The organism is Actinomadura rugatobispora (genome assembly GCF_042656285.1).
GTDB lineage: Bacteria > Actinomycetota > Actinomycetes > Streptosporangiales > Streptosporangiaceae > Spirillospora > Spirillospora rugatobispora.
Genome location: NZ_JBHSON010000049.1, coordinates 44,725 through 68,408 on the forward strand (window position 1 = coordinate 44,725; position 23,684 = coordinate 68,408).

Sequence of the window (23,684 nt, forward strand, 5' to 3'; positions counted from 1 at the left end):
CGGGAGGGCCGAGGGTGGTGGGACGTCGGATGCGGGATCGGATCGGGCCCGTGAGCGTGCGCGCGGTGCTGGCGGCGGGGGCGGCCGCGGTGCTGGCCGCGGGGCTGCTGGGCGGGTGCAGCGGCGGGGACGAGTCGGAGGCGGCGCCCAAGAGCACCGTGCTGGTGCCGGGGCGCCCGGGGGAGCCGAACAAGACCGCGGTGCGCGGCCCGGCCACGCCCGCGCCGCCGACCGCGGCGGAGATCCGGTTCGTGGAGATGATGATCCCGCACCACCGGCAGGCCGTGGAGATGGCCGGGCTGGCGCCCGGCCAGGCGGCCGCCGCGCAGATCAAGTCGCTGGCGGAGCGGATCGGGGGCGGGCAGCGGGCGGAGATGGCCGCCATGCAGTCGTGGCTGGGCAAGAACGGCCGGCCGACCGGGAGCCCGGGCGGCGGGCACGGCGGCCACGGCGGGCCCTCGGCGCAGGCGACCGCGCACACGGGGATGCCCGGGATGGCGACCCCCGAGCAGATGGGACGGCTACGGGCGGCCCGCGGCGCCGAGTTCGACCGGCTCTTCCTGACCCTGATGATCACCCATCACCAGGGCGCCCTCACCATGACCAAGGACGTGATCGACAAGGGCACCGACGTGACCGTGCAGGAGCTGGCCCGGGACGTGGAGGCGGGCCAGCAGGCCGAGATCAACCGGATGCGCGCCATCATGCCCAAGGACTGAGCCGCGTGCCCGAGGACTGAGGTGCGGCGGAGCGGTGGCCGTGGTCACGGCCACCGCTCCGCGCACCGCCTCGCTCAGCGCCCCGCGGGGACGATCTTCTCGGTCTGCGCCAGCGTCTCGCCCAGCAGCCCGACGAGGTCCTGCCCGGTGCCCTGGGAGAAGATCACGTGGTCGACGCCCGCCTCGGCGAGCCTGCCGACGGTGTCCACCGCCTGGTCCACCGACGGCTCGGGGGTCTGGAGGAAGGTCAGCGAGGTCTTCTCGATGTCGGCGTAGTCGCGGCCCTCGCGCTCGCAGTGCTCGCGCAGCACCTGCAGCTTCCGCGGCAGCTCCTCGCCGTCGAAGATGTTGCAGGCGTCGGCGTACTTGGCCACGAACCGCAGTGTCTTCTTCTCCCCGGTGCCGCCGATCAGGATCGGCGGGTGCGGGCGCCGGATCGACTGCGGCGAGTTCAGCGGCCGTTCGAGCTGGAAGTGCTCGCCCTGGAACGGCTTCTCGTCCCCCTTCCACATCTGGTGGGCGATCTGGAGGGCCTCCTCCAGCCGCTCGAACCGCTCGGCGGTCGGCGGGAACGGGGTGCCGAGCCCGCGCGACTCCTCGTCGTTCCACGCGGCGCCGATGCCCAGCCAGGCCCGCCCGCCCGACAGCACGTCCAGCGTGGTGACCGTCTTCACCAGGATCCCGGGGTGCCGGTAGGTGACGCCGGTGACCATGGTGCCGAGCGTGATCCGCTCGGTGAGCGCCGCCGCGTACGCCAGCGCGGTGTAGCCCTCCAGCATCGGCTCCTCGGCCGGGCCGACCATCGAGATCTGGAAGAAGTGGTCCATCACCCAGAACGAGTGCAGCCCGGCCTGGTCGGCATCGCGGGCCATCCGCCCGTAGGTGGGGGCGATCTGCTCGGGCCCGCCGGGGAAGGTGAAGCTGGGTACCTGAAGTCCGATGCGCATGGTGTGGTCCTTCGTGATCGGGTTGCGCGCACCACTCTGCGACCTGGAGCGCGCTCCAGGTCAAGGACCATGCCCGGCGGCGCGCCCCGGCATCCCGGCCGCCCCGGTTGACCTGGAGTGCGCTCCAGGTGCGATCCTTGCCCGGTGACCTCCTACTCTCCCGCGGAGACCGCCGAGAAGAGCGGGTTCAGCATCGACACCCTGCGCTACTACGAGAAGATCGGGCTGCTGTCGGACATCGCCCGCAACGCCTCCGGCCGCCGCGTCTTCAGCGACGACGACCTGGCGTGGCTGAACATGCTGCGCTGCCTGCGCGAGACGGGCATGCCGATCGCGGAGATGCTGCGCTACTCGGAGCTGACCCGGGCCGGCGAGGAGACCGTCCAGGAGCGGATCGAGCTGCTGCAGACCCACGACCGCCGCGTCGAGGAGCAGATCGAGCGGCTGCGCGTCCAGCAGGGCCAGATCCAGCGCAAGCTGGGCTTCTACCGGGAGGTCGCCGGGGGATGCGCCGCGCTCCTGCCGCAGGCCGGGGCCGCGGCGCGGAACGGGCAGGCGGAGGTCAGCGCCGCACGGCCGTGATCCGGCGGCCGTCCGGCCCGAAGACCAGCATCCGGTCCAGGTCGACGTCCAGCCGTACCTCGGCGCCCCGCTCCGGACGCCGCGACCCCGTGCTGAAGACCAGGTCGGAACGGCGGTGGTGCCCGGCGTGCTCCTCCTCGACCGGTTCGGGCGGGGCGGGCCTGCGGATCAGCCCGCGCACCCGTCCGGCGAGCCCGCCCGGCCCCGGACGTTCCCGTCCAGGCCCCGCTCCCGCCGTGCCGGAGCTCGCCGCGCCCGGACTTGCCGGGCCCGGCCCGACCGCGGCGGCGTCCACCGTGGGGATGCCCGCCTCGGCGTAGGCGAGCCAGTCGTGCCCGTGGAACTCCAGCACCCGCACCCGCCCGGCGAGCGTGCGGCCCGCCTCCCCGGCCGCGACCGGGGTCAGCGCGTCCGGCCGGAGCCCCACGATCACCGGCCCGCCGTGATGGCTGATCAGCGCGGGGGAGCGGGCGTCGTTCCACGGGACGGTGACCTGCTGCGGGCCGAAGTCCAGCACCACGCCCCGGTCCTGGACGGCCCACGCGGTGGCCTGCAGCAGGTTGATCGGGGGCGAGCTGAGGAACGCCGCCACGAACACCGTCGCCGGGTCCCGGTAGATCTGCTCGGGCGTGCCCACGTCCTCCAGCACCCCGTCGCGCAGGACCGCGATCCGGTCCGCCATCGTCATCGCCTCGACCTGGTCGTGGGTGACGTACACGGTGGTGGTGCCGGTGGAGCGGACCAGTCCGGTGATCTCCAGCCGCAGCTCGGTGCGCAGCCCGGCGTCCAGGCTGGACAGCGGCTCGTCCATCAGGAACAGCGAGGGCTGGCGGATCAGCGCCCGGCCGATCGCGGCGCGCTGCCGCTGCCCGCCCGACAGCGTGCCCGGCAGCCGGTCGATCATGGAGCCGATGCCCAGCGCCCGGGTCAGCTCGGCGACCCTCTCCCGCGCCTCGGCCCGGTCGCCGCCCGCGACCTCCAGCGGGAACATCATGTTGCCCCCGACGGTGCGGTGCGGGTACAGCGCGCCGTCCTGGAAGACCATCGCGACGTTGCGCTCGCGCGGGGACAGGTCGTTGGCCACGCCGCCGTTCAGCCACAGCTCGCCCGACGTCGCCTCCTCCAGCCCGGCGATCATCCGCAGGATGGTGGACTTGCCGCAGCCCGACGGTCCCAGCAGGACGAACAGCTCCCCGTCGCCGATCCGCAGGTGGACGTCGCGCACGGCGTGCACGTCGCCGGGGAACACCTTGCCGACACCGTTCAGCACGACTTCCGTCATCGGGGGCCACCTTGGCAGCGGAGCGGAACGTTGGCCACCGATCACACCGTGCTCATCGCCGGTTTGTCCAGTGCGCGTCGTGTTCGGTGGGCGCCTCAGTCCCAGGCGACGCGCAGGACGGTGGTGGCCTCCAGCGGGTCCTGGCCGCGGTGGGTCGCGAGGATGCCCTCCCCCTCGGGGGAGGAGATGAACACGGCGTCTCCCGCCGACACCCAGGTGTTCCAGGCGCCGACGAACGCGCCGGTGCGCTTGCGGTTCTGCCCGAAGAGCGCGGGCACCGAGTGGTAGACGACCCCATTGCCCCCCGGCCTGTCCTCGAGCCACGCCAGAGCGCGCTCGAGGCGAGCCTCGCCCTTGAGCGGGTGGACGACGTAGCGGGGCACGACGTACCGGGGCGTGGCCATGGGGGCGAGGACCTCGTCCAGCGCCACGGCGAAGCGCTGCGACGTGGCCGCGTCGACGTCGGCGAGGGAGAAGCGGTAGGTGCCGTCCGGTTCCGGACGCACCACGACGCCCTCCGCGCCGCGCCGGGACAGGCCGGTGCCCTTGAGGGCGTCGGCGACGGCGTAGGCGAGGCTGGTGACCGCCGGTTCGCCGGCCAGCCCGTCGAGCCGCCGCGCGGCCTCCTCGACGGCCCGGTCCCGGACCCGCCTGGAGGCGGCGAGCCGTCGGTTCTCCCGCGCCTGCCAGGTCGTCGCGGCCAGCACCGCCGGGACCACGCAGGCGGCCCAGCCCCCCACCCACATCATGAAATCGCCGTGTGTCGCCCCGATGGCGACCGCTGTCACGGCGGCGAAGAAGGCCAGATACGACCCCATCCAGCCGAGCGCGCCGAGTTGCCTCGGCACGTACAGGTCCGGCAACTCGGGACGGCCCGTGGCATGCCGACGCGCAGGCACCGACAGCGGCGCGCCCGGCACGGCCGCCGCGGCGGCGGCCGGGGCGGTCACCGCGGGCGCGCGGGCCGGGCGGATCCGCAGCGTGTGCACCAGCTCGTCCCGGAACGGCTCGCCCAGCCGCCACCCCTCGCGGGTCGCCGCGCGGTCCGCGGCACGCGCCAGCATCTCCTGGTTGAGCCGGTCGAAGTCCGCGGGATCGGGCGGCGCGTACGGCGAGAACGACGCGTCGACGTGCGCCACCCCCGACACGATCTCCCCGTTCGGCGCGGCGGCCAGGTAGCCGCCGTGCTTGCGGACGAACCGGTCCCAGTCGGCGGCGCCCTTGGGATGCCCGTCGGCCACGCACACCACGGTCCAGGTGTTGGCCGACTTCTCCGGCCAGGACGGGTCCAGCCGCAGCGCCCGGCCGCGGGTCTGCACGACGGCGGTGGGCGTGGTCGCGGTGGTGAGGTCGATGAGGGTGTTGATGCCGCGGGCGTCCCAGCCCTCGCCGAGCAGCCCCCGCGTCCCGACCAGGATCTGGCAGCCGCCCGACTCGAAGAACGCGGTGATGAGCCGCACCCAGGTCCGCGACGTCCACGACCCGGTGATGACCGCGACGCCGCCGCCGACCGGCTCGACGGTCAGCCCGCGCTCGTGGTGCTCCAGCGCGAACGCCCGCGCGGTCTCCTCGGCGGCGGCGACCGTGCGGCCGGTGACCAGCATCGGGGCCAGCTCCCTGGTGCGGGGGTCGGCGACCAGCCCGCGCAGCATCAGCCAGGCCGACCCGGCCTCGGCGTCGAGCACCTCGCGCAGCCGGGCGGGGAGGGTGGCCCCGGCGCGCTCGTGGTCGCACAGCACCAGGCAGCGCAGCCGTGCGCCGAGCGAGATCGCCTCCGTCGCGGCGATCTCCACCGCGCCGAGCGTCTTGGCGGCGCTGCGCGCCAGCACCCGGTCCACCGGCGAGCGGGCGGCGCGGATCCCGCGCTTGGTCAGCTGGTAGCCGACCGCGGGCAGCGCCCTCTTGATCGCCTCCAGCGCCGCCGCGTCCTTGGCGTGCCCGCTCGGCAGCAGGCAGTGCACCACGTAGTCGTTCAGCAGCGCGACCCAGTCCTCGGCGGTCGGGGCGTGCCGGTGCTCCTCGCGCAGCCGCGCGCCGGGCGGCAGCGCCAGCAGCTCCACGTGGTGGAAGCGCAGCGCGGCGGCGGCGATCCGCGGCTCGGCCGTCTCCACCCGCGCCCACGCCACCGCCCCGCCCGCCTCGGCCGTGCGTTCGACCATGCGGGCGTCCAGCCACTCCAGCAGACCGGTCGAGGTGAACCCGGGGTCGAGCAGCCCGGCGGTCAGCTCCGCGAACCGCTCCGCCTCGCCCTCGACGTAGTCGGCCTCCACCGAGGTCGGGGTGGTCAGCCAGGCCAGCTCCGCGAACGGCGCCAGATAGCCCTCCCGCACCATCGCGGGAATGGACGCGCCCAGGATCGGCACCCCGAACAGGGCGTCCACCAGCTTGGACTCCTCGGGCGTCAGCGACTCGGGCGGGGTGGCGGTCAGCCCGACCACGCGGGCGTCCGGCAGCTCCTCCAGGATCTCGGCGAGCAGCCGCCCCCACACGTCCAGGAGGTGGTGGCACTCGTCCAGGACGAGGGTGAGCGGCCCGGCGTCGTGCAGCGCCGCGACCAGCGCCCGCCCGTTGTCGTGCAGGAGCCGCACCAGGCCGCCGCGGCGGCTCTTCTGGCGGCCCTCCTCGTCGGTCTCGGCGTCGGGGTCGAAGACCGCCAGCGACTGGTAGGTCAGGACGGTGACGGGATGCCGCAGGTCGCGGTCGGTGCCCGCCTCGCCGCCGCAGCGCCGCCAGTGCTCGGCCCACTGGTGCTGGATCGCGGTGTTGGGGACGAGCACGACCGTGCGCCGTCCCAGCCGCCGCGCCGCCTCCAGCCCGACCAGGGTCTTGCCGGTGCCGGGCGGGAGCACCACCCAGGCGCGCGACCGGCCCTCGTCCCACGCGGCGTCCAGCAGGTCGAGCGCCTTCGCCTGGTACGGCCTCAGCTCACCCGGCCAGCGCGCCCCGTTGAGATCCACCGGCACATTGTCGCGTCAGGACGTACCGGACCGCAGCGCAGAAACCGACATATCCGCGTCCGTCGCGGCATTCTCCCCCGCGCGCAGTCGGCGGCGCAGGGCGGCCGAGTCGGGCGCGACGGCCGTGACCAGCACGCCGGGACCGGCCAGGGGCAGCACCGCCCACCCCTCACCCGTGCGGGGCGGCGTCCCGGTGAACCCCGGGCCCGCCAGCAGCACGCTGCCCACGGCGCGGGCGCCCGCCAGCACGGCCCGGCTGCCGTGCACGGCCGGATCGTCCAGCCGCAGCTCGTGGCGGAGCAGCGGCACGCCGGCGGCCGTCACGTCGAAGCGGCTGATGTGGCGGCCCGGGGGTTCCCGGTGACGGCCCAGGATCAGCTCTTCGTACCAGCGCAGCGTCGCCCCCTCGGCCAGATCGATGCGGGCGAGGGCCCGGTGGCGGCAGCCGGCCGCGGCCACGGTCGGCTCGGGCGCGTAGTCCAGGTGCCCGCCTTCACCGACCTCGGCCCGCACCGTCATCCTGGATTCCCCGTCGCCGGGGAGCGCGAGCGTGGTGGCGACCGAACGGACCACGAGCCGCGCACCCGGTCCCACCCGCACCTCCAGCTCCAGCTCGTCGCCGCCGAGCGGCCCCGCCGCCGCGCCCACCATGTGGACCGCCCCGGGGGTCTCGCGCAGCGCCAGCGGGCCGTCCGAACGCAGCCGGGTCAACCGGGTCGCCCCGGACGGGCCGCGCTCGGCGGTGACGGCCGCGCACGCCGTGTAGGAACGGGCGGGGCGGGCGCGGGTCATGACGCGGCGGCCCGCGGCGCCGCCCGGCCCAGGACGCCGCGGACCCACTCCGCGACCTCGGGCGCGCCGGGACGCTGCCGCAGCGAGGTGAACGCCACCGGCCGGCCGTCCCGGACCCGCGCCGCGTCCCGGGCCATCAGGTCCAGATCGCTCCCGACCAGCGGCGCCAGATCCGTCTTGTTGATCACCAGCAGGTCGGCCGCGGCGACGCCGAGCCCGCCCTTGCGCGGCACGTCGTCACCGCCCGCCACGTCCAGCACGAAGATCTGCCGGTCCGCCAGGCCCCGGCTGAACAGGGCGGTGAGGTTGTCGCCGCCGCTCTCCACGATGATCAGGTCGAGCGCGCCGCCGTGCCGCTCCTCCAGCTCCTCGACCGCGTCGAGGTTGGCCGAGATGTCGTCGCGGATGGCGGTGTGCGGGCACGCGCCGGTCCGCACCGCGGTGATCCGGTCGTCGGCGAGCACCGCCTCGCGGCGCAGGAAGTCGGCGTCCTCGGTGGTGTAGATGTCGTTGGTCACCACCGCCAGCTCCAGCTCGTCGCGCAGCGCCCGGCACAGCGCGGCCGTCAGCGCCGTCTTGCCGCTGCCGACCGGGCCGCCGATGCCCAGCCGCAGCGCCCGGCCCTCCGGCACCGGTGCCTCGTACGGGTCGTGCGCGTGGTCATGCCCGTGGTCGTGTGCGTGGACGGCGCCCATGGCTCTGGTACCTCCCGGTTCAGGATTCGAAAAGGCGCAGGTCGGCGCCCAGATGAAGCTCGGCGTACAGGTCGAGCGCGGGCGCGGAGGGCGCGGGCAGCGCCGCCCAGTCGCCGGTGCCGGCGGCCGCCTCCGCCGCGACCGCGTCGATGTCCGGGGCGAGGTCCGCGAGAACGCGGTGCACGGAGAGGGGGTCCAGCCCGAGCAGCCGCACCCCGGCCGACGCCGGTCCCGTCACCGCCCCGTAGGCGCTGATCGCGGCGGCCTGCTCCGGCGTCCCGCCCGCCGCCGACGCCGCCGCGCCCTGGACGAGCGGGTGGTGCGGCTCGCGCAGGACGGCGAGCGCGTCGAGCGCCGGATGCGGCCACGTCCGCCGCGCGGCCCGCAGCAGAGACCTGCCCTGGGCCCGGGACGCCCTCCGCTGAGCCGGGGACGGGGTGCGGGCGTCGGCCTCCGCGTCCAGCCGCACCCACTCCCACGACGACGGCTCCGTCGCCCCGGCGTGCGCGCACGCGGCGGCGGCCAGCGCGGCCGACACCAGGCCCGAGGTCGCCAGCCGCCCGCGCAGGAAGTCGGCCAGCCCGTCCACGTCCCGCACCGCCCCCGCCGCGACCGCGGGCTCCAGCCCGCCCGAATGGGCGTGCCCGCCCGCCGGGAGCCGCGAGTCGGCCAGCAGCAGCAGGTGCGCGGGAAGGGACGTCACGGCCATCAGAAGAGGAAGTAGCGCTGCGCCATCGGCAGCTCGTCCACCGGGGCGGGCTCGACCACGTCACCGTCGATGGAGACGGTGAAGGTGTCGGGATCCACCTCGATCGCGGGCAGCGCGTCGTTCAGCGGCATGTCGGCCTTGCCCAGCCGCCGGGTGTCGCCGACCGGGACCAGGGCGCGCCGCACCGCCAGCCGCTCCGCCAGGCCGTCGTCGAGCGCCGCCTGCGACACGAAGTGCAGCGACGTCGCCGCCGCGACCGGCGGCGCCGCCCCGAACATCGGCCGCGGCAGGACCGGCTGCGGCGTCGGGATCGAGGCGTTCGCGTCGCCCATCGCCGCCCACGCGATCACCCCGCCCTTCAGCACGACCTGCGGCCGGACGCCGAAGAACGCCGGATCCCACAGCACCAGGTCGGCCAGCTTCCCCGGCTCCACCGACCCGACCTCCGCGTCCAGGCCGTGCGCGATCGCCGGGTTGATCGTGTACTTGGCGACGTAGCGGCGGGCCCGCAGGTTGTCGGCCGGACCCTCCAGCGCGCCGCGCCGCCGCTTCATCGCGTGCGCGGTCTGCCACGTGCGGATCACCGTCTCGCCGATCCGGCCCATCGCCTGCGAGTCCGACCCGATCATCGAGATCGCGCCCAGATCGTGCAGCACGTCCTCGGCCGCCATCGTCGTCGGCCGGATCCGGGACTCGGCGAACGCCAGGTCCTCGGGCACCGACGGGTTGAGGTGATGGCACACCATCAGCATGTCGAGGTGCTCGTCGAGCGTGTTCACGGTGTGCGGCCGCGTCGGGTTCGTGGACGAGGGCAGCACGTTCGGATGCGAGGCCACCGTGATGATGTCGGGCGCGTGCCCGCCCCCCGCGCCCTCGGTGTGGTATGCGTGGACCGACCGGCCGCCCACGGCCTCCAGCGTCGACTCCACGTACCCGGCCTCGTTCAGGGTGTCGGTGTGCAGCGCCACCTGAACCCCGGACGCGTCCGCCACCCGCAGGCACGCGTCGATCGCGGCGGGCGTGGAACCCCAGTCCTCGTGCAGCTTGAACCCGGACGCGCCCCAGCGCAGCTGCTCCCACAGCGCGTCCTCGGACACGGTGTTGCCCTTGCCGAGCAGCGCCACGTTCACGGGGTGGCCGTCCAGGGCCTCCAGCATCCGGTGCAGGTACCAGGCGCCGGTCACGGTGGTGGCCTTGGTGCCCTCGGCGGGGCCGGTGCCGCCGCCGATGAGCGTGGTGACCCCGGCGCCGAGCGCCTCGTCCAGCAGCTGCGGGCAGATCAGGTGGACGTGGGAGTCCACCGCCCCCGCCGTGAGGATCTTCCCGTTGCCCGCCAGCACCTCGGTCGACGGCCCGATCACCAGGTCGGGATGGACGCCGTCCATGGTGTCGGGGTTGCCGGCCTTGCCGAGCGCGACGATCCGGCCGTCCCGCACCCCCACGTCCGCCTTGACCACGCCCCAGTGGTCGAGCACCACCGCCCCGGTGATCACCAGGTCGAGGGCGCCCTCCGCCCGGGTGGCGCGGGCCTGCCCCATCGACTCGCGGATCACCTTCCCGCCGCCGAACACCGCCTCGTCCCCGGCGCCCGCCGGACCGCGGCTGCGGTCCTCGGTGACCTCGACGAACAGGTCGGTGTCGGCCAGCCGCACCCGGTCGCCCGCGGTCGGCCCGTACAACCCGGCGTACCGCGCCCGCCCCAGCTCAGTGCTCATTGCCTCGCCTCCGCTCGGCGCTTCGCGGCCGCTCAGTCATCCAGGGGTCCGTTCTTCTCCAGCCGCAGGCCGGGGACGACGCGCGCCCCGGCCAGCGGGACCAGGTCCACCTCGCGGGTGAGGCCGGGCTCGAACCGCACGGCCGTGCCGGCCGGGACGTCGAGCCGGTGGCCCCACGCGGCGTCGCGGTCGAAGTCGAGCGCCGGGTTGGCCACGGCGAAGTGGTAGTGCGAACCGACCTGGACCGGCCGGTCGCCGGTGTTGACCACGGTCACGGTGACGCGCGGCCGGCCCGGGTTCAGCTCCACCGGCTCCGCGCCCGGTACGATCTGCCCCGGGACGAGCGGTTCCGCGGCCGTCACGGGATCGGCCGGTGGACGGTGACGAGTTTGGTGCCGTCGGGGAAGGTCGCCTCCATCTGGACCGAGTCCAGCATCTCCGGCACGCCCTCCATGACGTCGTCACGGGTGAGGACGGCGCGTCCGGACTCCATCAGCTCGGCCACGGTGCGCCCGTCGCGGGCGCCCTCCATGATGTGCACCGCGATGATCGCGGTCGCCTCGGGATGGTTGAGCCGCAGCCCGCGCGCCCGGCGATCGCGGGCCACCTGGGCGGCCACGTGGATCAGCAGGCGTTCCTGCTCGTGTGGGGTGATCAGCACACCTCAGGACGCTATCCCCCCGCTGACCTGCGAAGGAACGGTCGCGTTGCGCATTTAACGCCCATTTCACAATGTCCGGGACCGGAAACGGGGTCGTCACGCCGATCTCATCTCCGCGCAACAGCGCTGTGCGCGGGCCCGCTACCGGCGGGTACGCGCCCCGCGCGGGGCCGTACGGAGCGTGAAGGTCGGCTAACTCCGGCGTATCGGACATTAAGGGTGAGGAGTTAGAAACCATTCGCTAACCCCCGGGGCAGGCCCGAAACGCAGCCCTTACCGGGCGCGTCGTCCGCCGAAATGGAGCGCTCCGAGACTCCAGCCGACGAGATCTTGGAGGTCCCCCTTGGCCATGACGGACGAATCGAACGGGACCGGGGTCAGCCGCCGTGGCTTTCTCACGCGCGTCGGCGCCACCGGCGGGGCGGGCGCCATGTTCGCCACCATGGGCGCGCTGGGCCTGGCCCCGAGCGCCGAGGCGGCCACGCGCACGCCGTTCCAGCCCCCGCGCGCCTCGGACTTCCGGCTGCGCGGCCGCGGCGCCGCGAAGGTGGCCGTGCTGGGCGCGGGCGTGGCCGGCCTCGCCGCCGCCTACGAGCTGGGCAAGGCCGGGTACGACGTGACGATCCTGGAGGCCCAGGACCGCGTGGGCGGGCGCAACCGCACCCTGCGCGGCGGCGACCGGCTCACCGAGATGGGCGGCGCCACCCAGGAGGTGAAGTTCGGCAAGGGCACGTACATGAACGCCGGGCCCGCGCGCATCGCCCAGTGGATGACCACCATGGACTACTGCCGCGAACTCGGCGTCCCCCTGGAGGTCTTCACCAACTCCAACGCCGACGCCTACATCTTCAACGAGTCCGCCGGCATGACGGCCCCGGTGCGGTGGCGCACCGCCAAGGCCGACGTGTACGGCTACATCTCCGAACTGCTGGCCAAGGCGACCGACCAGGGCGCCCTCGACCAGCGCCTCACCGGCACCGACAAGGAGAGGCTGCTCTCCTTCCTCTCCGGCTTCGGCGCCATCGGATCGAAGGCCAACGGATTCGCCTACAGGGGCACCGACGGCAGGCGCGGCTACTCGGTGAACCCCGGCGCCGCCGACACCGCCGGAACGGTCCTGGGCCCCGTGCCCTCCCTCACCGACGTCTTCGCCAGCGGCGTGGGCCGCAACTTCTCCTTCGAGTTCGGCTACAGCCAGGCCATGCTGATGTTCCAGCCGGTCGGCGGCATGGACGCCATCCCGCGCGCGCTCGCCAAGGCGGTCGGGTCCGGGAAGATCCGCACCGGCTGCAAGGTCACCAAGATCACCAACCAGTCCGGCGGGGTCGAGATCGAGTACGAGCGGGAGGGCCGCACCCGCAAGCTCGCCGCCGACTACTGCATCGCCACCCTCCCGCCGCAGATCCTCGCCAAGATCCCGCACAACCTCGGCGCCGGCGTGCAGGCGGCCCTGGGCACCCCCGTCCCCAACTCCACCGGCAAGATCGGCCTGGAGTACCGGGGCCGCTGGTGGGAGGACGAGGAGCGCATCTACGGCGGCATCACCAACACCGACCTGGACCTGTCCACCATCTGGTACCCCTCGCACGACTTCCACGCCGAGCGCGGCCTGGTCGTCGGCTACTACAACTTCGGCGCCAACGCCGACGCCTACGCCCGGATGACGCACGCCGACCGGCTCCGCCGCGCCCTCGACCAGGGCGCCAAGATCCACGGCGACCGGTACCGGCGCAACCTGGCCTCCTCCGCCTCCATCGCCTGGATCCGGCAGCCGCACATCGAGGGCGGCTGGATCTCCTGGCCGTCCCGCGGCGCCGAGTACACGCTGCTGAACCAGGCTCAGGGCCACGTCTACTTCTCCGGCGACTGGCTCAGCTACGAGATCGCCTGGCAGCACGGGTCGTTCGAGTCGGCGCGCAAGGTCGTGACCGAACTCCACCAGCGGGTCCTGCAGAGCTGACCGAGAAGCCGAACGAGGGATGACGATCATGAAGATGCGACGGAAGATCATCGTGGCCGGGACGGCCGCCGCCGTGCTGGTGGGGGCGGGCGGCGCCGCGTCCGCCGCGCCCGGGTCCAAGGAGCCGCGCCCGCCGCGTCCCACCGAGGTCCGCCCGGCGCTGCCGGCCGGGCAGAACAACCCGTCCATCGCCAACGGCGTCGCGATCGGGTCGGTCGTGGCGACCTACACCGCCAGCGGGCTCGGGCCGCGCGACGCCAACCCGGCCGCGCCCGCGGGCAGCCCGGAGCGCTACGTCGACTTCCCCGGCGGCACGCTGCCACCGGGAGTAACGCTGACCGAGGCGCAGGCGATCAACGCGTTGAAGGCGATCAACGAGAACCTCAAGGCACAGGGCCTCACCGCCAGGGACGTGATCTCGATGCGGGCCTACCTGAGCAACCCGCCGGGCGCGGACGTCGCCGACTTCGCGGGCTGGAACCGCGCCTACCGCCAGTTCTACGCCAACACCGACCTGTCCACCGGAAAGCCCGTCAACGTCCCGCTGGGCACCGCGCCGCCGGCCCCGCCGATGCTGGTCAACCCCGCCAGGCCGGCCCGGGTCACCATCGAGATCGAGAACCTGCCGGTCTACGGCTGGCTGGTCGAGGTGGAGGTGGTGGCCGCGTTCCGGCAGCGCTGACCCCCGTGCCCGAGAGCGCCCGGCGGTCCTCCCGCCCGCCGGGCGCTCTCGCCTTCTCGCCGGCCCTTCGACGCGGGCCCACCCGGGCACGCAGGCCCTCTCAAGGAGGAGAGCTCCCATGCACGACGACCCGACACGCCCCGCCGACCCCGCCCAGGACGCCGCCGCCGGTGCCGCGGGCGGTACGCCGGTCAGCCGCCGCACGTTCCTGCACCGCACCGGTGCCGGGGCCGCGCTGCTGGCCGGCGGGTCCCTGGCGGGCGGGACGGCCGCCGCCGCGCCGCCCGTCCGCAGGGCCGCCGCCGGGATCGCCCCGGCCGACCTGGACCCGCTCGCCCTGCTGAAGAAGATGCTCGCCTTCGACACCCAGAACCACGGCGAGGGCGGCATCACCCGGCCGCACGCGGAGATGCTCAAGGCGGTGTGGGAGTCGGCGAACGTCCCCGCCGAGATCATCCCGACCCCCAAGCAGGACAACGTCCACCTCATCGCGCGCGTCAAGGGCACCACCTCGGCGGCCCCGCTGCTGCTTCTGGGGCATTCTGATGTGGTTCCGGTGGAACGCGCCAAATGGTCCGTCGACCCGTTCGCCGGGGTCGTCAAGGACGGCGAGATCTACGGCCGCGGCGCCCTCGACATGAAGGGCGCCAACGCCGCGTTCGTCGCCGGCCTGCTCCGCCACCTGAACGAGGGCGGGAAATTCGAGCGCGACATCATCGTCCTGACCGACTGCGACGAGGAGGCCGGCCCGCACGGCTCGCGCTGGCTCGCCGAGAACCACTGGGACAAGATCAACGCCGGGATGGTCCTGACCGAGGGCGGCTGGTTCCTCGCCCAGAAGGACCGCACCACCCCGATGCTCATCACCGTCACCCGCCAGGACAAGGTCTACTTCAACCTCGACCTCGTCGCCGACGGCACCGCCACCCACTCCTCCAAGCCCAACCCCGACTCCGCCATCGCCAAGCTGTCGCGCGCCGTCACCGAGCTCGACACCTGGCTCGCCCCCGTCACCCTGACCCCGGTCACCCGCGAGTACTTCACCGCCCTGGCCAAGGCCACCGGCGACACCGCGTTCAGGCGCGCCATCGAGCTGATGCTGTCGGCGCGCTCGCAGCCCGCCCGCGAACGCGCCGCCGCCCTGGTCGTCAAGCGCAGCGACTACCCCTGGCTGCACCGCGCCCTGCTCCGCACCACCCACGCCTTCGTCATCGAGGACGCGGGCTACAAGGAGAACGTCATCCCGTCCAGCGCGACCCTCCGCGTCAACTGCCGGGGCGTCCCCGGCGGGCAGCGGCCCCGCGACTTCCTCGCCGGGGTCCGCGAACGGCTGAAGGGACGCGACGTCACCGTCAAGCTCGTCGGCAACCCCGGCGAAACGGAGGAGGCCGCCCTCAAGCGCCTCGACGAGACCTTCGCCCGGCCCCCGTCCGGCATCGACTCGCCCCTCTACACCGCCATCGGCGACGCCGCCGCCAAGACCTACCCCGGCGCCGTCTTCGCGCCCGCGCTGTTCGAGGCGGGCACCAGCCTGTACCCGTGGACGTCCCGCGGCGTGCCCGGCTACGGCGTCTACCCCTACGTCCTCGACAACGACCAGCTCATCGGCATGCACGGCAACGACGAGCGGATCGCCGTGGAGGCCCTGAAGCAGGGCACCGAGTTCATGTACCGCCTCTTCGCCCGCTTCAGGGCCTGACGGGAGGCACGCCCGGCCCCTCGACCAGGCGGCCGATGGACGGGTAGTCCAGCACCAGCCCGTCCCGGAACACGATCTCCTCGGTGAACCCCGGGCTGGCGAAGCGGAACACCGCCAGGTCGCCGTCCCTGCGGACGAGCTCGTACGTCTGCGGGGACGGCGTCACCGTCAGGTCCGGCACCGACACCCACGCCATCAGGTATTCGGCGGGACCGGCGTCCGGCGTGCGCAGCGCGGGCATGCTGTTGGTCAGCGGCGACAGCCCCAGATCGCAGTCCAGCGCGCCGCGCAGCGCCGCCGCGTCGCCGCCCGGCGGCGGCATCCCCACCCGGCCCTCGGCCCGCGCGCTGACCGTCCACTCGCCCTCGGGCCGGTTGACCAGCTCCAGCGACCGCCGCCACGGCCCGGTCGCCGGATCGGTCCCGTGCGCCTCGACCAGCAGCCGGGCCGTCACGTAGCGGTCTCCGGTGGTCAGCTCGTACTCGAGCCGGTACGGCAGCGGATCGCCGCCGATCGCCGTCCCCGAGGCCGTGAGCCGTCCCGCCGAGATCTCCACCTCCGCGAGCTCCGCACCCTCGGGCTTCACCCACACCACCGAACGCATCATGGGTGCCTGCATACCCGAGGCCTCCGACAGAACGCGAGCCGTCGTCAGCCGCGGGCCAGGACGGCGATCACCTCGTCCCAGACGCGGCGCGGCAGCTCCTGGCCGGTGCCGGGGAGCCGGACCAGGCGCGCGCCGGGGATCTCCCCGGCCAGCGCCTCGCCGTTCCCGATCGGGAAGAACGGGTCGTCCTCGCCGTGGATCACCACGGTCGGCGCCGCGATCCCGCCGAGCCGCCCACGCCAGCGCGGCCGGCAGTCCAGTGCCGCGAACACGCTGCCGAGCTGGTTCGAGCGGTGCACCGCCCCGGGGTCGACGCCCGGCGGCACGACGGCGCGGTCGAAGACCCGGCCCGCCCGCTCCCGCGCCTCCGCCTCGTCGAAGCCTCCCTGACCCGCCATGTGCCGCGCGCTCTCCGCCATCGCCGCCACGACCGAGGCCCGGTCGGACCAGTCCGGCTGCGGCGCCGACATGATGAACGCCATCAGGTCCGCGTCGTGCTCGGGCAGGTCCGGGTCCACCGGACCCGGCGCCACCGGCCTGGTCGCGACGAGGGTGAGCGCGGCGACCCGGTCGGCGTGGTCGAGGGCCAGCAGCTGCGCGATCCAGCCGCCGGCGCCGTACCCGGCCACGTGCGCCCGCGGGATGCCCAGCGCCTCCAGCAGCCCGGCCGCGTCCGCGACCAGGTCGCGCAGCGTGTAGCCGGGCTTGTCCGGGTCCACCGTGGTGGAGCGGCCCGTGTCGCGCAGGTCGTAGCGGATCACGTGCCGCGGCGCCGCGGCCAGCCGTTCGCACAGCTCATCGGGCCAGCTCAGCATCGAGCCGCCGACCAGCAGCACGGGCGGGGCCTCCGGTTTCCCGAAGGTCTCCACGCACAGCTCCACCCCGTTCACCGGCACCAGACGCTCGTCACCCACGGGTGCGCCTCCTCACTCCTCGTCGCCGATCCTTCCGATATCCGGTTGGACCGCCGTGCCGGGCGAAACTCATCGGGCCGGGAACGACGGGTGAGGCCCGGGATGTCCGATGGCGGGATTAGACTCGCGGCCGTGGCAGGCCGGATACGTAACGAGGACATCGCGCTGGTGCGGGAGCGGTCACCCATCGACGAGGTGATCGGGGAGTACCTCCAGCTCCGCAGTGCCGGCGGCGGGAACCTCAAGGGCCTGTGCCCCTTCCACGACGAGAAGTCGCCGTCGTTCAACGTCACGCCGTCCCGGGGCCTGTTCTACTGCTTCGGCTGCTCGGCCGGCGGCGACGTGATCAAGTTCGTCCAGGAGATCGACCATCTGTCGTTCGGGGAGGCGGTGGAGCGGCTGGCGGCCAAGGCCGGCGTCCAGCTCCGCTACGAGGAGGGCGGCGGCTACACCCCCCGGCAGGACTCGGGCCAGCGGGCCCGGCTGCTGGAGGCGCACCGGGCCGCGGCGGAGTACTACGCCGGGATGCTCGCCTCGCCGGACGGCGCGATCGGCCGCAAGTTCCTGTCCGAGCGCGGCTTCGAGGCGGCCGACGCGCAGCGCTACGGCGTGGGCTTCGCCCCGCGCGAGTGGGAGGCGCTGGTCCGGCACCTGCGCGGGCGCGGCTTCGCCGACCGGGAGCTGGTCGCCGGCGGGCTGGCCAAGGAGGGCCGCCGCGGCCCGATGGACCGCTTCCGCGGCCGGCTGATCTGGCCGATCCGCGATCTGGGCGGCGACGTGATCGGCTTCGGCGCGCGCAGGCTCTACGACGATGACGACGGCCCGAAGTACCTCAACACCCCCGAGTCGCCGATCTTCCACAAGGGCTCGGTGCTGTACGGCGCCGACCTGGCCAAGAAGGAGATCGCGCGGCGCCGCCAGGCGGTGGTGGTGGAGGGCTACACCGACGTGATGGCCTGCCACCTGTCGGGCGTGCCGACCGCGATCGCCACCTGCGGCACCTCGTTCGGCGACGACCACATCAAGATCCTGCGCCGGCTGCTGATGGACCAGGACGAGTTCCGCGGCGAGGTGATCTTCACCTTCGACGGCGACTCGGCCGGGCAGCGGGCCGCGCTGCGCGCCTTCGCCGACGAGCAGAAGTTCGTCACGCAGACGTTCGTGGCGGTGCAGCCCGACGGGCTCGACCCGTGCGACCTGCGGATCCGGCACGGCGAGGCGGCGGTGCGCGACCTGGTGGCCTCCCGGCTGCCGCTGTTCGAGTTCGCGATCCGCAGCGTGATCCAGGAGCGCGACCTGGACACCGCCGAGGGCCGGCTGGCGGCGCTGGACGCGGCGGCCCCGGTGGTGGCGGCGATCAAGGACCGGGCGCTGCGGCAGATGTACGCGGTCAGCCTCGACCGCTGGCTCGGCATCATGGACGAGCAGTTCGTGCTGGGCCGGGTGCGGGAGCTGGCCGCGCGCCGGGCGCAGGGCGGCCGTCCCAACGGGCGGCCCGGTCAGCGCCAGGGCGTTCCCGGGCAGGCGGGTCAGGGCCAGGGGGCTCCAGGTCAGGGAGCGCCGGGGGAGGCCGCGCGGCCCGCCTTCGATCCCAACGATCCCGAGGTGCGGCGCGAGCGGGAGCTGCTGAAGGTGGCGGTGCAGCGTCCGGCGCTGCTCGGGCCGGAGTTCGACCAGGTGCCGGCGGCGGCGTTCATCGCCCCGCCGCACGCCGCGGTGCGCGAGGTCATCGCGGGTGCGGGCGGTGTGGCGGTGGCGGCGGGCGCGGCCGAATGGGTGGTGCTGCTGCTGGAGCGGGCGCCGAACGACCAGGTCAGGGAGCTCATCACGCGGCTTGGAGTCGATCCCGTGCACTCCGCACATGAAACGGATGACCGTTATGCCGGTGAATTGCTCGCCCGAATCCAGGAACGCCAGCTCACACGCTTGATCACCGACCTGAAATCTAAACTCGAGCGGCTGAATGCGGCCGAGTCGGCCGAGGACTACAACCGGCTGTTCGGCGATCTTGTCGCGCTTGAGCAGCAGAGACGGGTGTTGCGGGAGCGAGGGCTCGGGGTGCAGTAAGTCAAGGGACCGCAAAATGGGTCCTGTGATCTTGGACCCGTTTGACGCAGACTGTCTGCGTGGGCCCTTCGGTGCTGCCAAGCGAGGCGCCATCGGTTGACCAGGTGGCGGACCTCGTCGCGCGCGGCAGAGAGCGCGGCGGAGTGACGGTCGAAGACGTCGCCGCAGCGCTCGATCGCTCCGACTTGCAGGACGACTCCCTCGAACGGGTCGTCCGGATGCTCGCAGAGCAGGGGGTAGAGGTCCTCGAGTCCCAGCAGGAGACCGAGGACGTCACGCGAGTGGACGAGGGAGACCTCGGCAAGCGGGCGCCGACGAGCGATCTGGTCCGGATCTACCTGCGGGAGATCGGTCGCGTACCGCTGCTCACGGCAGAAGATGAAGTCGAACTAGCGAAATCGATCGAGGCGGGCCTCTTCGCCGAGGAGAAGATGGCGCACGTCGCCATCCTGTCCCGGATGGAACGGCTCGACCTCGAACTGCTCGCCCGCGAGGGGGTGCGGGCGAAGCAACGCCTGATCGAGGCCAACCTGCGGCTGGTGGTGTCGATCGCCAAACGCTACGTGGGCCGGGGAATGCTGTTCCTCGACCTGATCCAGGAGGGAAATCTCGGACTGATCCGCGCGGTCGAGAAATTCGACTACACCAAGGGGTTCAAGTTCTCGACCTACGCCACCTGGTGGATCCGCCAGGCGATCACGCGTGCGATCGCCGACCAGGCCCGGACCATCCGGATCCCGGTGCACATGGTGGAGACCATCAACAAGCTGGTCCGGGTGCAGCGCCAGATGCACCAGGACCTCGGCCGGGAACCGAGCCCCGACGAGATCGGCCTGGAGATGGGCCTGACGCCCGTCCGGGTCGTGGAGATCCAGCGGATCGCCCAGGAGCCGGTCTCGCTGCAGTCGCCGATCGGCGAGGAGGACTCCGACCTCGGCGACTTCATCGAGGACGCCGACGCGGTCGTGCCGATCGAGGCCGCGGCGTTCCTCCTGCTGCAGGACCAGCTGGAGGACATCCTGGGAACGCTGTCGGACCGGGAGCAGCGCATCATCCAGCTGCGCTTCGGCCTGACCGACGGCCATCCGCGGACGCTTGAGGAGGTCGGCCGGGAGTTCGGGGTGACGCGGGAGCGGATCCGCCAGATCGAGTCCAAGACCCTGGCGAAGCTGCGGCATCCCTCGCGCGCCCAGATGCTCCGGGAGTACCTCGACTGATCGCCCGCCGGCCGACCGCCGGCACGCCGCGCCCGCCGCGGCCGCGCCAGGATCCGCGGCCACGGCGGGTGGCGTGCGGGCGGCGGCGCGTGACCGGAGCGCCCGGGGCCCGCCCGGGTCGCCCCGAGAATGGGGCGTAGGGCCACATTTCCCCGCTCCGGTGGATTACCGTGGTGGGCATGCTGATCGTGACGACTGATGGCCTGCCGGGGTACGAGATCCGCAGCGTGCTCGGCGAGGCGCTGGGGGTGGCCGTCCGCGCCGATCAGGGCTCGAGCGGACCCGCCGGGCACCCGGGGAGCAGCGCGACGTTCCGGGTGACCGGCGAGCAGCAGCCGCCGGGCCTGGCCGCCGCGCGCCGGGAGGCCGTGGAGCGGCTGGGGGAGGAGGCGCGCCGCAAGGGCGCCAACGCGGTGGTGGGCATGTGCTTCGACACCGCGGCGCTGGCCGGGGGCGGCCACGAGGTCTGCGCCTACGGCACCGCCGTGTGGGCCGAGGCCGCGCAGGGCGCCCAGCCTGGGCATTCGGCGTCGATCCCGCAGGCGCAGCAGCCCCAGCCGCAGCAGGGCGGCATGCCCCCGTACGGCGACCCGCAGCCCGGCGGCCCGCCGATGGCGGCGCGGAACCTGACGATCGGCCTGCACGACCGCCCCCGCTGACACAGCGTTTCTCTCTCGCGTAGCGCACGACGCTCGCGCGCGGCCTCCGGGCGGGCAGTCCGGGAGCGGCCAGAAAAAGCGCCCGGCGGACGGAGGAGGAACCGCCCCGGCCGGGGTTGACTGGACGCGTCCCCGGCCCGCGATCCAGGCGGGTCCAGCCGACCCCCTGGAGCGTCCGATGCGTCTCGTCCCTGCCCTGGCGTGCGCGGGTGCCGTGACCGTGCCGCTGTCGGTTCTCGCGGCGTGCGGCGACGGCGACGGCGGCGCGGGAGGAACGGGCGCGGCCGGGGCGTCGGGGGCCGGCGGCGCCGTGCCGATCAGGGCGTCGGACGACCGGTGCGAGGTGGGCCGGCGCGACCTCACCGCCGGGACGCTGCGGTTCCGCGTGACCAACGCGGGCCGCACGGTCACCGAGGTGTACGTCTACGCCCCCGGCGACAAGATCATCACCGAGCGGGAGTTCATCCGACCCGGCCAGAGCGTGGAGCTGACCGTGCAGCTCGGCGCGGGCAACTACCAGATCGCCTGCAAGCCCGGCATGACCGGGCACGGCATCCGGCAGGACATCACCGTCACCGGGCAGGCCGACCACGCCACCGACCCGCGGCTGAGCAGGGCGCTGGCCGACTACAGGGCCTACGTCGTCCAGCAGGCCGACGCGTCGATCGCGGCCACCCGCACGTTCGTCGACGCGTTCAAGCGGGGCGACGTGGACGGGGCCAAACGGCTGTACGCGCCGTCCCGGATCGGCTGGGAGCGGATCGAGCCGGTCGCGGAGTCGTTCGGCGACCTGGACCCGCGTGTGGACGCCCGCGAGGCCGACCTGGAGCCGGGGGAGAAGTGGACCGGCTGGCACCGCCTGGAGAAGGCGCTGTGGAAGACGGGCTCGACCAAGGGCGAGGAGCCGTACGCCGACCAGCTTCTGAAGGACCTGAACGAACTCCGGACCCGGGTCGCCGCCGCCCAGCTCGACCCCCCGATCACCCCCGCGTCCATGGCCAACGGCGCCAAGGAACTGCTGGACGAGGTCGCCACCGGCAAGGTCACGGGCGAGGAGGAGGCCTTCAGCCACACCGACCTCGTCGACTTCAAGGCGAACGTGGACGGTGCGAAGAAGGTCTACGAGCTGGTCCGGGCGGTCGTCCTGGAGAAGGACCCGGCGCTGGTCAAGAAGCTGGACGCGGGCTTCGCCAAGGTCGAGGGGCTCCTGGCCGAGTACCGGAAGGGGGACGGCTACGTCTCCTACGACACCGTCGGCAAGGCGCAGCGCAAGGAGCTGGCCGACGGGGTGAACGGGCTGGGCGAGCCGCTGTCGATGCTCGCGGCGGCCGTCGTCAGGTGAGGCTACGCCTGGCCGGCGCGTTCGGCCCGGATCCGCGTCACCACGTCGCCCGCCGCGGTCTTGATGGCCTCCAGCTCCTGCAGGTACGACCAGTAGTCCGGATTGGGGCCGACCAGGCGCCGCGGTGCCCGGTCCAGGCGATGGACGAGCGAGTCCAGGACACTGGCGTGATGCGGGGCGGCGCCCCCGGGCTGCGCCATGGCGAGCTTCTGCGCGTCCCGCACCGCGAACCGGACCGTTTCCGCGGGCTTGGCCGGGTCGGCCGCCGCCGCGTCCAGCTCCGCCACCCGCCCGGTGACCTGCCCGGCCCGGCGGTCGGCGGCGTTCAGCTCGGTGCGGGCCGCGGTCAGGGCCCGCTGCGCCTGCTTCCACTCGTTGCGCGCGACGTGCTGGGACGCCTCGTTCAACCGCTCCCGGGCCCGTTCCACGCCCGCCCCCACGGCCTCGGGCGCGCCCTTGAGGTCCTGCCAGCAGGCCTGCGAGTAGTTGCGCAGCAGGAGCTTCATCGCCTGCCGCACCGGCTCGATCCGTCCCGCGACCATGTCGGAGCGGGTCCGCACCGAGGCCAGCGAGTTGCGGACCTTCTCGCCCAGCCGGGGCAGCTCCTCGGCCGCCTCCAGCGCCCCCGCCGCGATCCTCCGGACCTCGTCGGCCTGGTCCATCGCCCCGGCCAGCCCGAGGCCGCCGAGCCCCTGCGAGCTCAGCACCGCCAGGGCCTGCTTGGCCCGGGCCAGCTCGGCCTCGGGATCGGAGGCGTCCATGCCCGCCGTGCGGGCGGCGGCGATCGCGGCGTCGGCGGCGGCCACCGCGTCGCGGGCGGCGGCCAGCCGCGGCGGGAGCCGGTCGAGCGCCGCCTCCAGCCGCGCCATCTGCGGGGCGAGCCGCTCGGCGAACCGGTTCAGGTCGGCGGTGATCTTCTTCAGCCGGTCGGTGGCCGCGACGAAGGCCCGCCGCGCGGCGTCGTAGTCGCCGGGGCCCCGCTCGCGGTCGTCGTCGAGCTCGTGGGCGTCCAGCACGGAGATGTAGGCCACGGCCGCGGCGTCCGCGCTGTCGCCCAGCCGGGTGAACTCCGCCCGCACCGGCGCCGCGGCCGCCGCGTCCAGATCGGCGAAGACCGTGACGCGGCCCTGCAGGTACTTCTGTGCCTGGTCCATGTCGTAGAAGGCGGTGGCCGCCGCCTCCCTGGCCTCGATCGCCGCCGCTGCCGCCTGCTCCTCCCGGCCGCCGCGGCGACGCTGGCCCCCTGCTCCCCGCAAGAGCCGCCTCCCTGTCTCTCCCTGTCCCCGGATCCGCTCCTAGTCTCGCGCAGGAGTGCCGTGCTGTTCACCGTCCGGTCAAGGTCATCGGCCGGATCGGTTGCGGTAAGGGGGTTCCGGCGGACTGGTAGGGAACGGATAGCATCGCTGCAACGTCGGGTATAGCGGGACGCGTGCGGCGTCACACGGGCCGTCCGGCGCTCCGGACGGCAGGGTAGCGAT

21 protein-coding genes are annotated in these 23,684 nt (G+C 73.7%); 9 read left to right on the top strand and 12 right to left on the bottom strand.

Going from position 1 to position 23,684, the window contains the following annotated elements; translation table 11 throughout:
- The first annotated feature begins 50 nt into the window (after window positions 1–50).
- Window positions 51–719 (top strand): DUF305 domain-containing protein, encoded by a 669-nt coding sequence (locus tag ACFPZN_RS31075; RefSeq protein WP_378285815.1) that lies wholly within the window; start codon window positions 51–53, stop codon window positions 717–719.
- Window positions 720–793: 74 nt separating this feature from the next.
- Here the strand turns inward: ACFPZN_RS31075 and ACFPZN_RS31080 are convergent, their stop codons facing one another.
- On the bottom strand, window positions 794–1,666 hold the full coding sequence (locus ACFPZN_RS31080; RefSeq protein WP_378285816.1) for an LLM class F420-dependent oxidoreductase: 873 nt from the start codon (window positions 1,664–1,666) through the stop codon (window positions 794–796).
- Window positions 1,667–1,810: 144 nt separating this feature from the next.
- Between ACFPZN_RS31080 and ACFPZN_RS31085 the strand changes: the two genes are divergently transcribed.
- Entirely contained in the window at window positions 1,811–2,248 is a 438-nt protein-coding gene (locus tag ACFPZN_RS31085; protein WP_378285817.1) for a MerR family transcriptional regulator, read from the top strand.
- Here ACFPZN_RS31085 and ACFPZN_RS31090 read toward each other — a convergent pair.
- The 8 genes from ACFPZN_RS31090 to ACFPZN_RS31125 all read right to left on the bottom strand — a co-directional run bounded on the left by ACFPZN_RS31090 (window position 2,229) and on the right by ACFPZN_RS31125 (window position 11,059).
- Entirely contained in the window at window positions 2,229–3,530 is a 1,302-nt protein-coding gene (locus tag ACFPZN_RS31090; RefSeq protein WP_378285818.1) for an ABC transporter ATP-binding protein, read from the bottom strand. The genes ACFPZN_RS31085 and ACFPZN_RS31090 overlap by 20 nt on opposite strands.
- A gap of 95 nt (window positions 3,531–3,625) precedes the next feature.
- Entirely contained in the window at window positions 3,626–6,487 is a 2,862-nt protein-coding gene (locus ACFPZN_RS31095) for a DEAD/DEAH box helicase family protein (protein ID WP_378285819.1), read from the bottom strand.
- A 15-nt stretch (window positions 6,488–6,502) separates the two neighbouring features.
- Window positions 6,503–7,327 (bottom strand): urease accessory protein UreD, encoded by an 825-nt coding sequence (locus tag ACFPZN_RS31100; RefSeq protein ID WP_378285820.1) that lies wholly within the window; start codon window positions 7,325–7,327, stop codon window positions 6,503–6,505.
- The gene (gene ureG, locus ACFPZN_RS31105; protein WP_378285821.1) at window positions 7,276–7,974 is read right to left on the bottom strand and encodes an urease accessory protein UreG; all 699 of its coding nucleotides are present in this window, start codon (window positions 7,972–7,974) and stop codon (window positions 7,276–7,278) included. Before ureG ends, ACFPZN_RS31100 begins: the two co-directional genes overlap by 52 nt.
- Window positions 7,975–7,993: 19 nt before the next feature.
- Complete coding sequence (locus ACFPZN_RS31110) at window positions 7,994–8,683, bottom strand: urease accessory protein UreF (protein ID WP_378285822.1); 690 nt, start codon at window positions 8,681–8,683, stop codon at window positions 7,994–7,996.
- Window positions 8,683–10,398, bottom strand: a complete 1,716-nt coding sequence (locus ACFPZN_RS31115) for an urease subunit alpha (RefSeq protein ID WP_378285823.1) — start codon at window positions 10,396–10,398, stop codon at window positions 8,683–8,685. The genes ACFPZN_RS31110 and ACFPZN_RS31115 overlap by 1 nt, the downstream gene beginning before the upstream one ends.
- A 32-nt stretch (window positions 10,399–10,430) precedes the next feature.
- Entirely contained in the window at window positions 10,431–10,760 is a 330-nt protein-coding gene (locus ACFPZN_RS31120) for an urease subunit beta (protein WP_378285824.1), read from the bottom strand.
- On the bottom strand, window positions 10,757–11,059 hold the full coding sequence (locus tag ACFPZN_RS31125; protein WP_378285825.1) for an urease subunit gamma: 303 nt from the start codon (window positions 11,057–11,059) through the stop codon (window positions 10,757–10,759). The genes ACFPZN_RS31120 and ACFPZN_RS31125 overlap by 4 nt, the downstream gene beginning before the upstream one ends.
- Before the next feature lie 349 nt (window positions 11,060–11,408).
- On the opposite strand from ACFPZN_RS31125, the gene ACFPZN_RS31130 reads away from it, so the two are divergent.
- From ACFPZN_RS31130 to ACFPZN_RS31140, 3 genes are all read left to right on the top strand, one after another.
- Window positions 11,409–13,019: a flavin monoamine oxidase family protein gene (locus ACFPZN_RS31130; protein ID WP_378285826.1), complete on the top strand. Its 1,611-nt coding sequence runs from the start codon at window positions 11,409–11,411 to the stop codon at window positions 13,017–13,019.
- A 28-nt stretch (window positions 13,020–13,047) separates the two neighbouring features.
- Window positions 13,048–13,701, top strand: a complete 654-nt coding sequence (locus ACFPZN_RS31135; protein ID WP_378285827.1) for a Rid family hydrolase — start codon at window positions 13,048–13,050, stop codon at window positions 13,699–13,701.
- 118 nt (window positions 13,702–13,819) lie between these two features.
- On the top strand, window positions 13,820–15,400 hold the full coding sequence (locus ACFPZN_RS31140; RefSeq protein ID WP_378285828.1) for a M20/M25/M40 family metallo-hydrolase: 1,581 nt from the start codon (window positions 13,820–13,822) through the stop codon (window positions 15,398–15,400).
- On the opposite strand, the gene ACFPZN_RS31145 is transcribed toward ACFPZN_RS31140, so the two are convergent.
- Both ACFPZN_RS31145 and ACFPZN_RS31150 read right to left on the bottom strand, forming a co-directional pair.
- Entirely contained in the window at window positions 15,390–16,007 is a 618-nt protein-coding gene (locus ACFPZN_RS31145) for a putative glycolipid-binding domain-containing protein (protein ID WP_378285829.1), read from the bottom strand. The two genes, ACFPZN_RS31140 and ACFPZN_RS31145, sit on opposite strands and share 11 nt — an antisense overlap.
- Before the next feature lie 44 nt (window positions 16,008–16,051).
- On the bottom strand, window positions 16,052–16,921 hold the full coding sequence (locus ACFPZN_RS31150) for an alpha/beta fold hydrolase (protein ID WP_378285830.1): 870 nt from the start codon (window positions 16,919–16,921) through the stop codon (window positions 16,052–16,054).
- A gap of 132 nt (window positions 16,922–17,053) precedes the next feature.
- On the opposite strand from ACFPZN_RS31150, the gene dnaG reads away from it, so the two are divergent.
- From dnaG to efeO, 4 genes are all read left to right on the top strand, one after another.
- On the top strand, window positions 17,054–18,988 hold the full coding sequence (gene dnaG / locus ACFPZN_RS31155; protein ID WP_378285831.1) for a DNA primase: 1,935 nt from the start codon (window positions 17,054–17,056) through the stop codon (window positions 18,986–18,988).
- Window positions 18,989–19,059: 71 nt separating this feature from the next.
- A complete protein-coding gene (gene rpoD, locus ACFPZN_RS31160) occupies window positions 19,060–20,205 on the top strand; it encodes an RNA polymerase sigma factor RpoD (RefSeq protein ID WP_378285855.1) in 1,146 nt (381 codons plus the stop codon).
- 179 nt (window positions 20,206–20,384) lie between these two features.
- On the top strand, window positions 20,385–20,864 hold the full coding sequence (locus ACFPZN_RS31165; RefSeq protein ID WP_378285832.1) for a YbjQ family protein: 480 nt from the start codon (window positions 20,385–20,387) through the stop codon (window positions 20,862–20,864).
- Window positions 20,865–21,042: 178 nt separating this feature from the next.
- Window positions 21,043–22,206 carry an iron uptake system protein EfeO gene (gene efeO, locus ACFPZN_RS31170; protein ID WP_378285833.1) on the top strand — a complete coding sequence of 388 codons (1,164 nt, stop codon included), beginning with the start codon at window positions 21,043–21,045 and terminating at the stop codon, window positions 22,204–22,206.
- A gap of 2 nt (window positions 22,207–22,208) precedes the next feature.
- Here efeO and ACFPZN_RS31175 read toward each other — a convergent pair whose 3' ends face one another.
- Entirely contained in the window at window positions 22,209–23,462 is a 1,254-nt protein-coding gene (locus tag ACFPZN_RS31175; RefSeq protein WP_378285835.1) for a molecular chaperone DnaJ, read from the bottom strand.
- Between the last annotated feature and the right edge of the window lie 222 nt (window positions 23,463–23,684).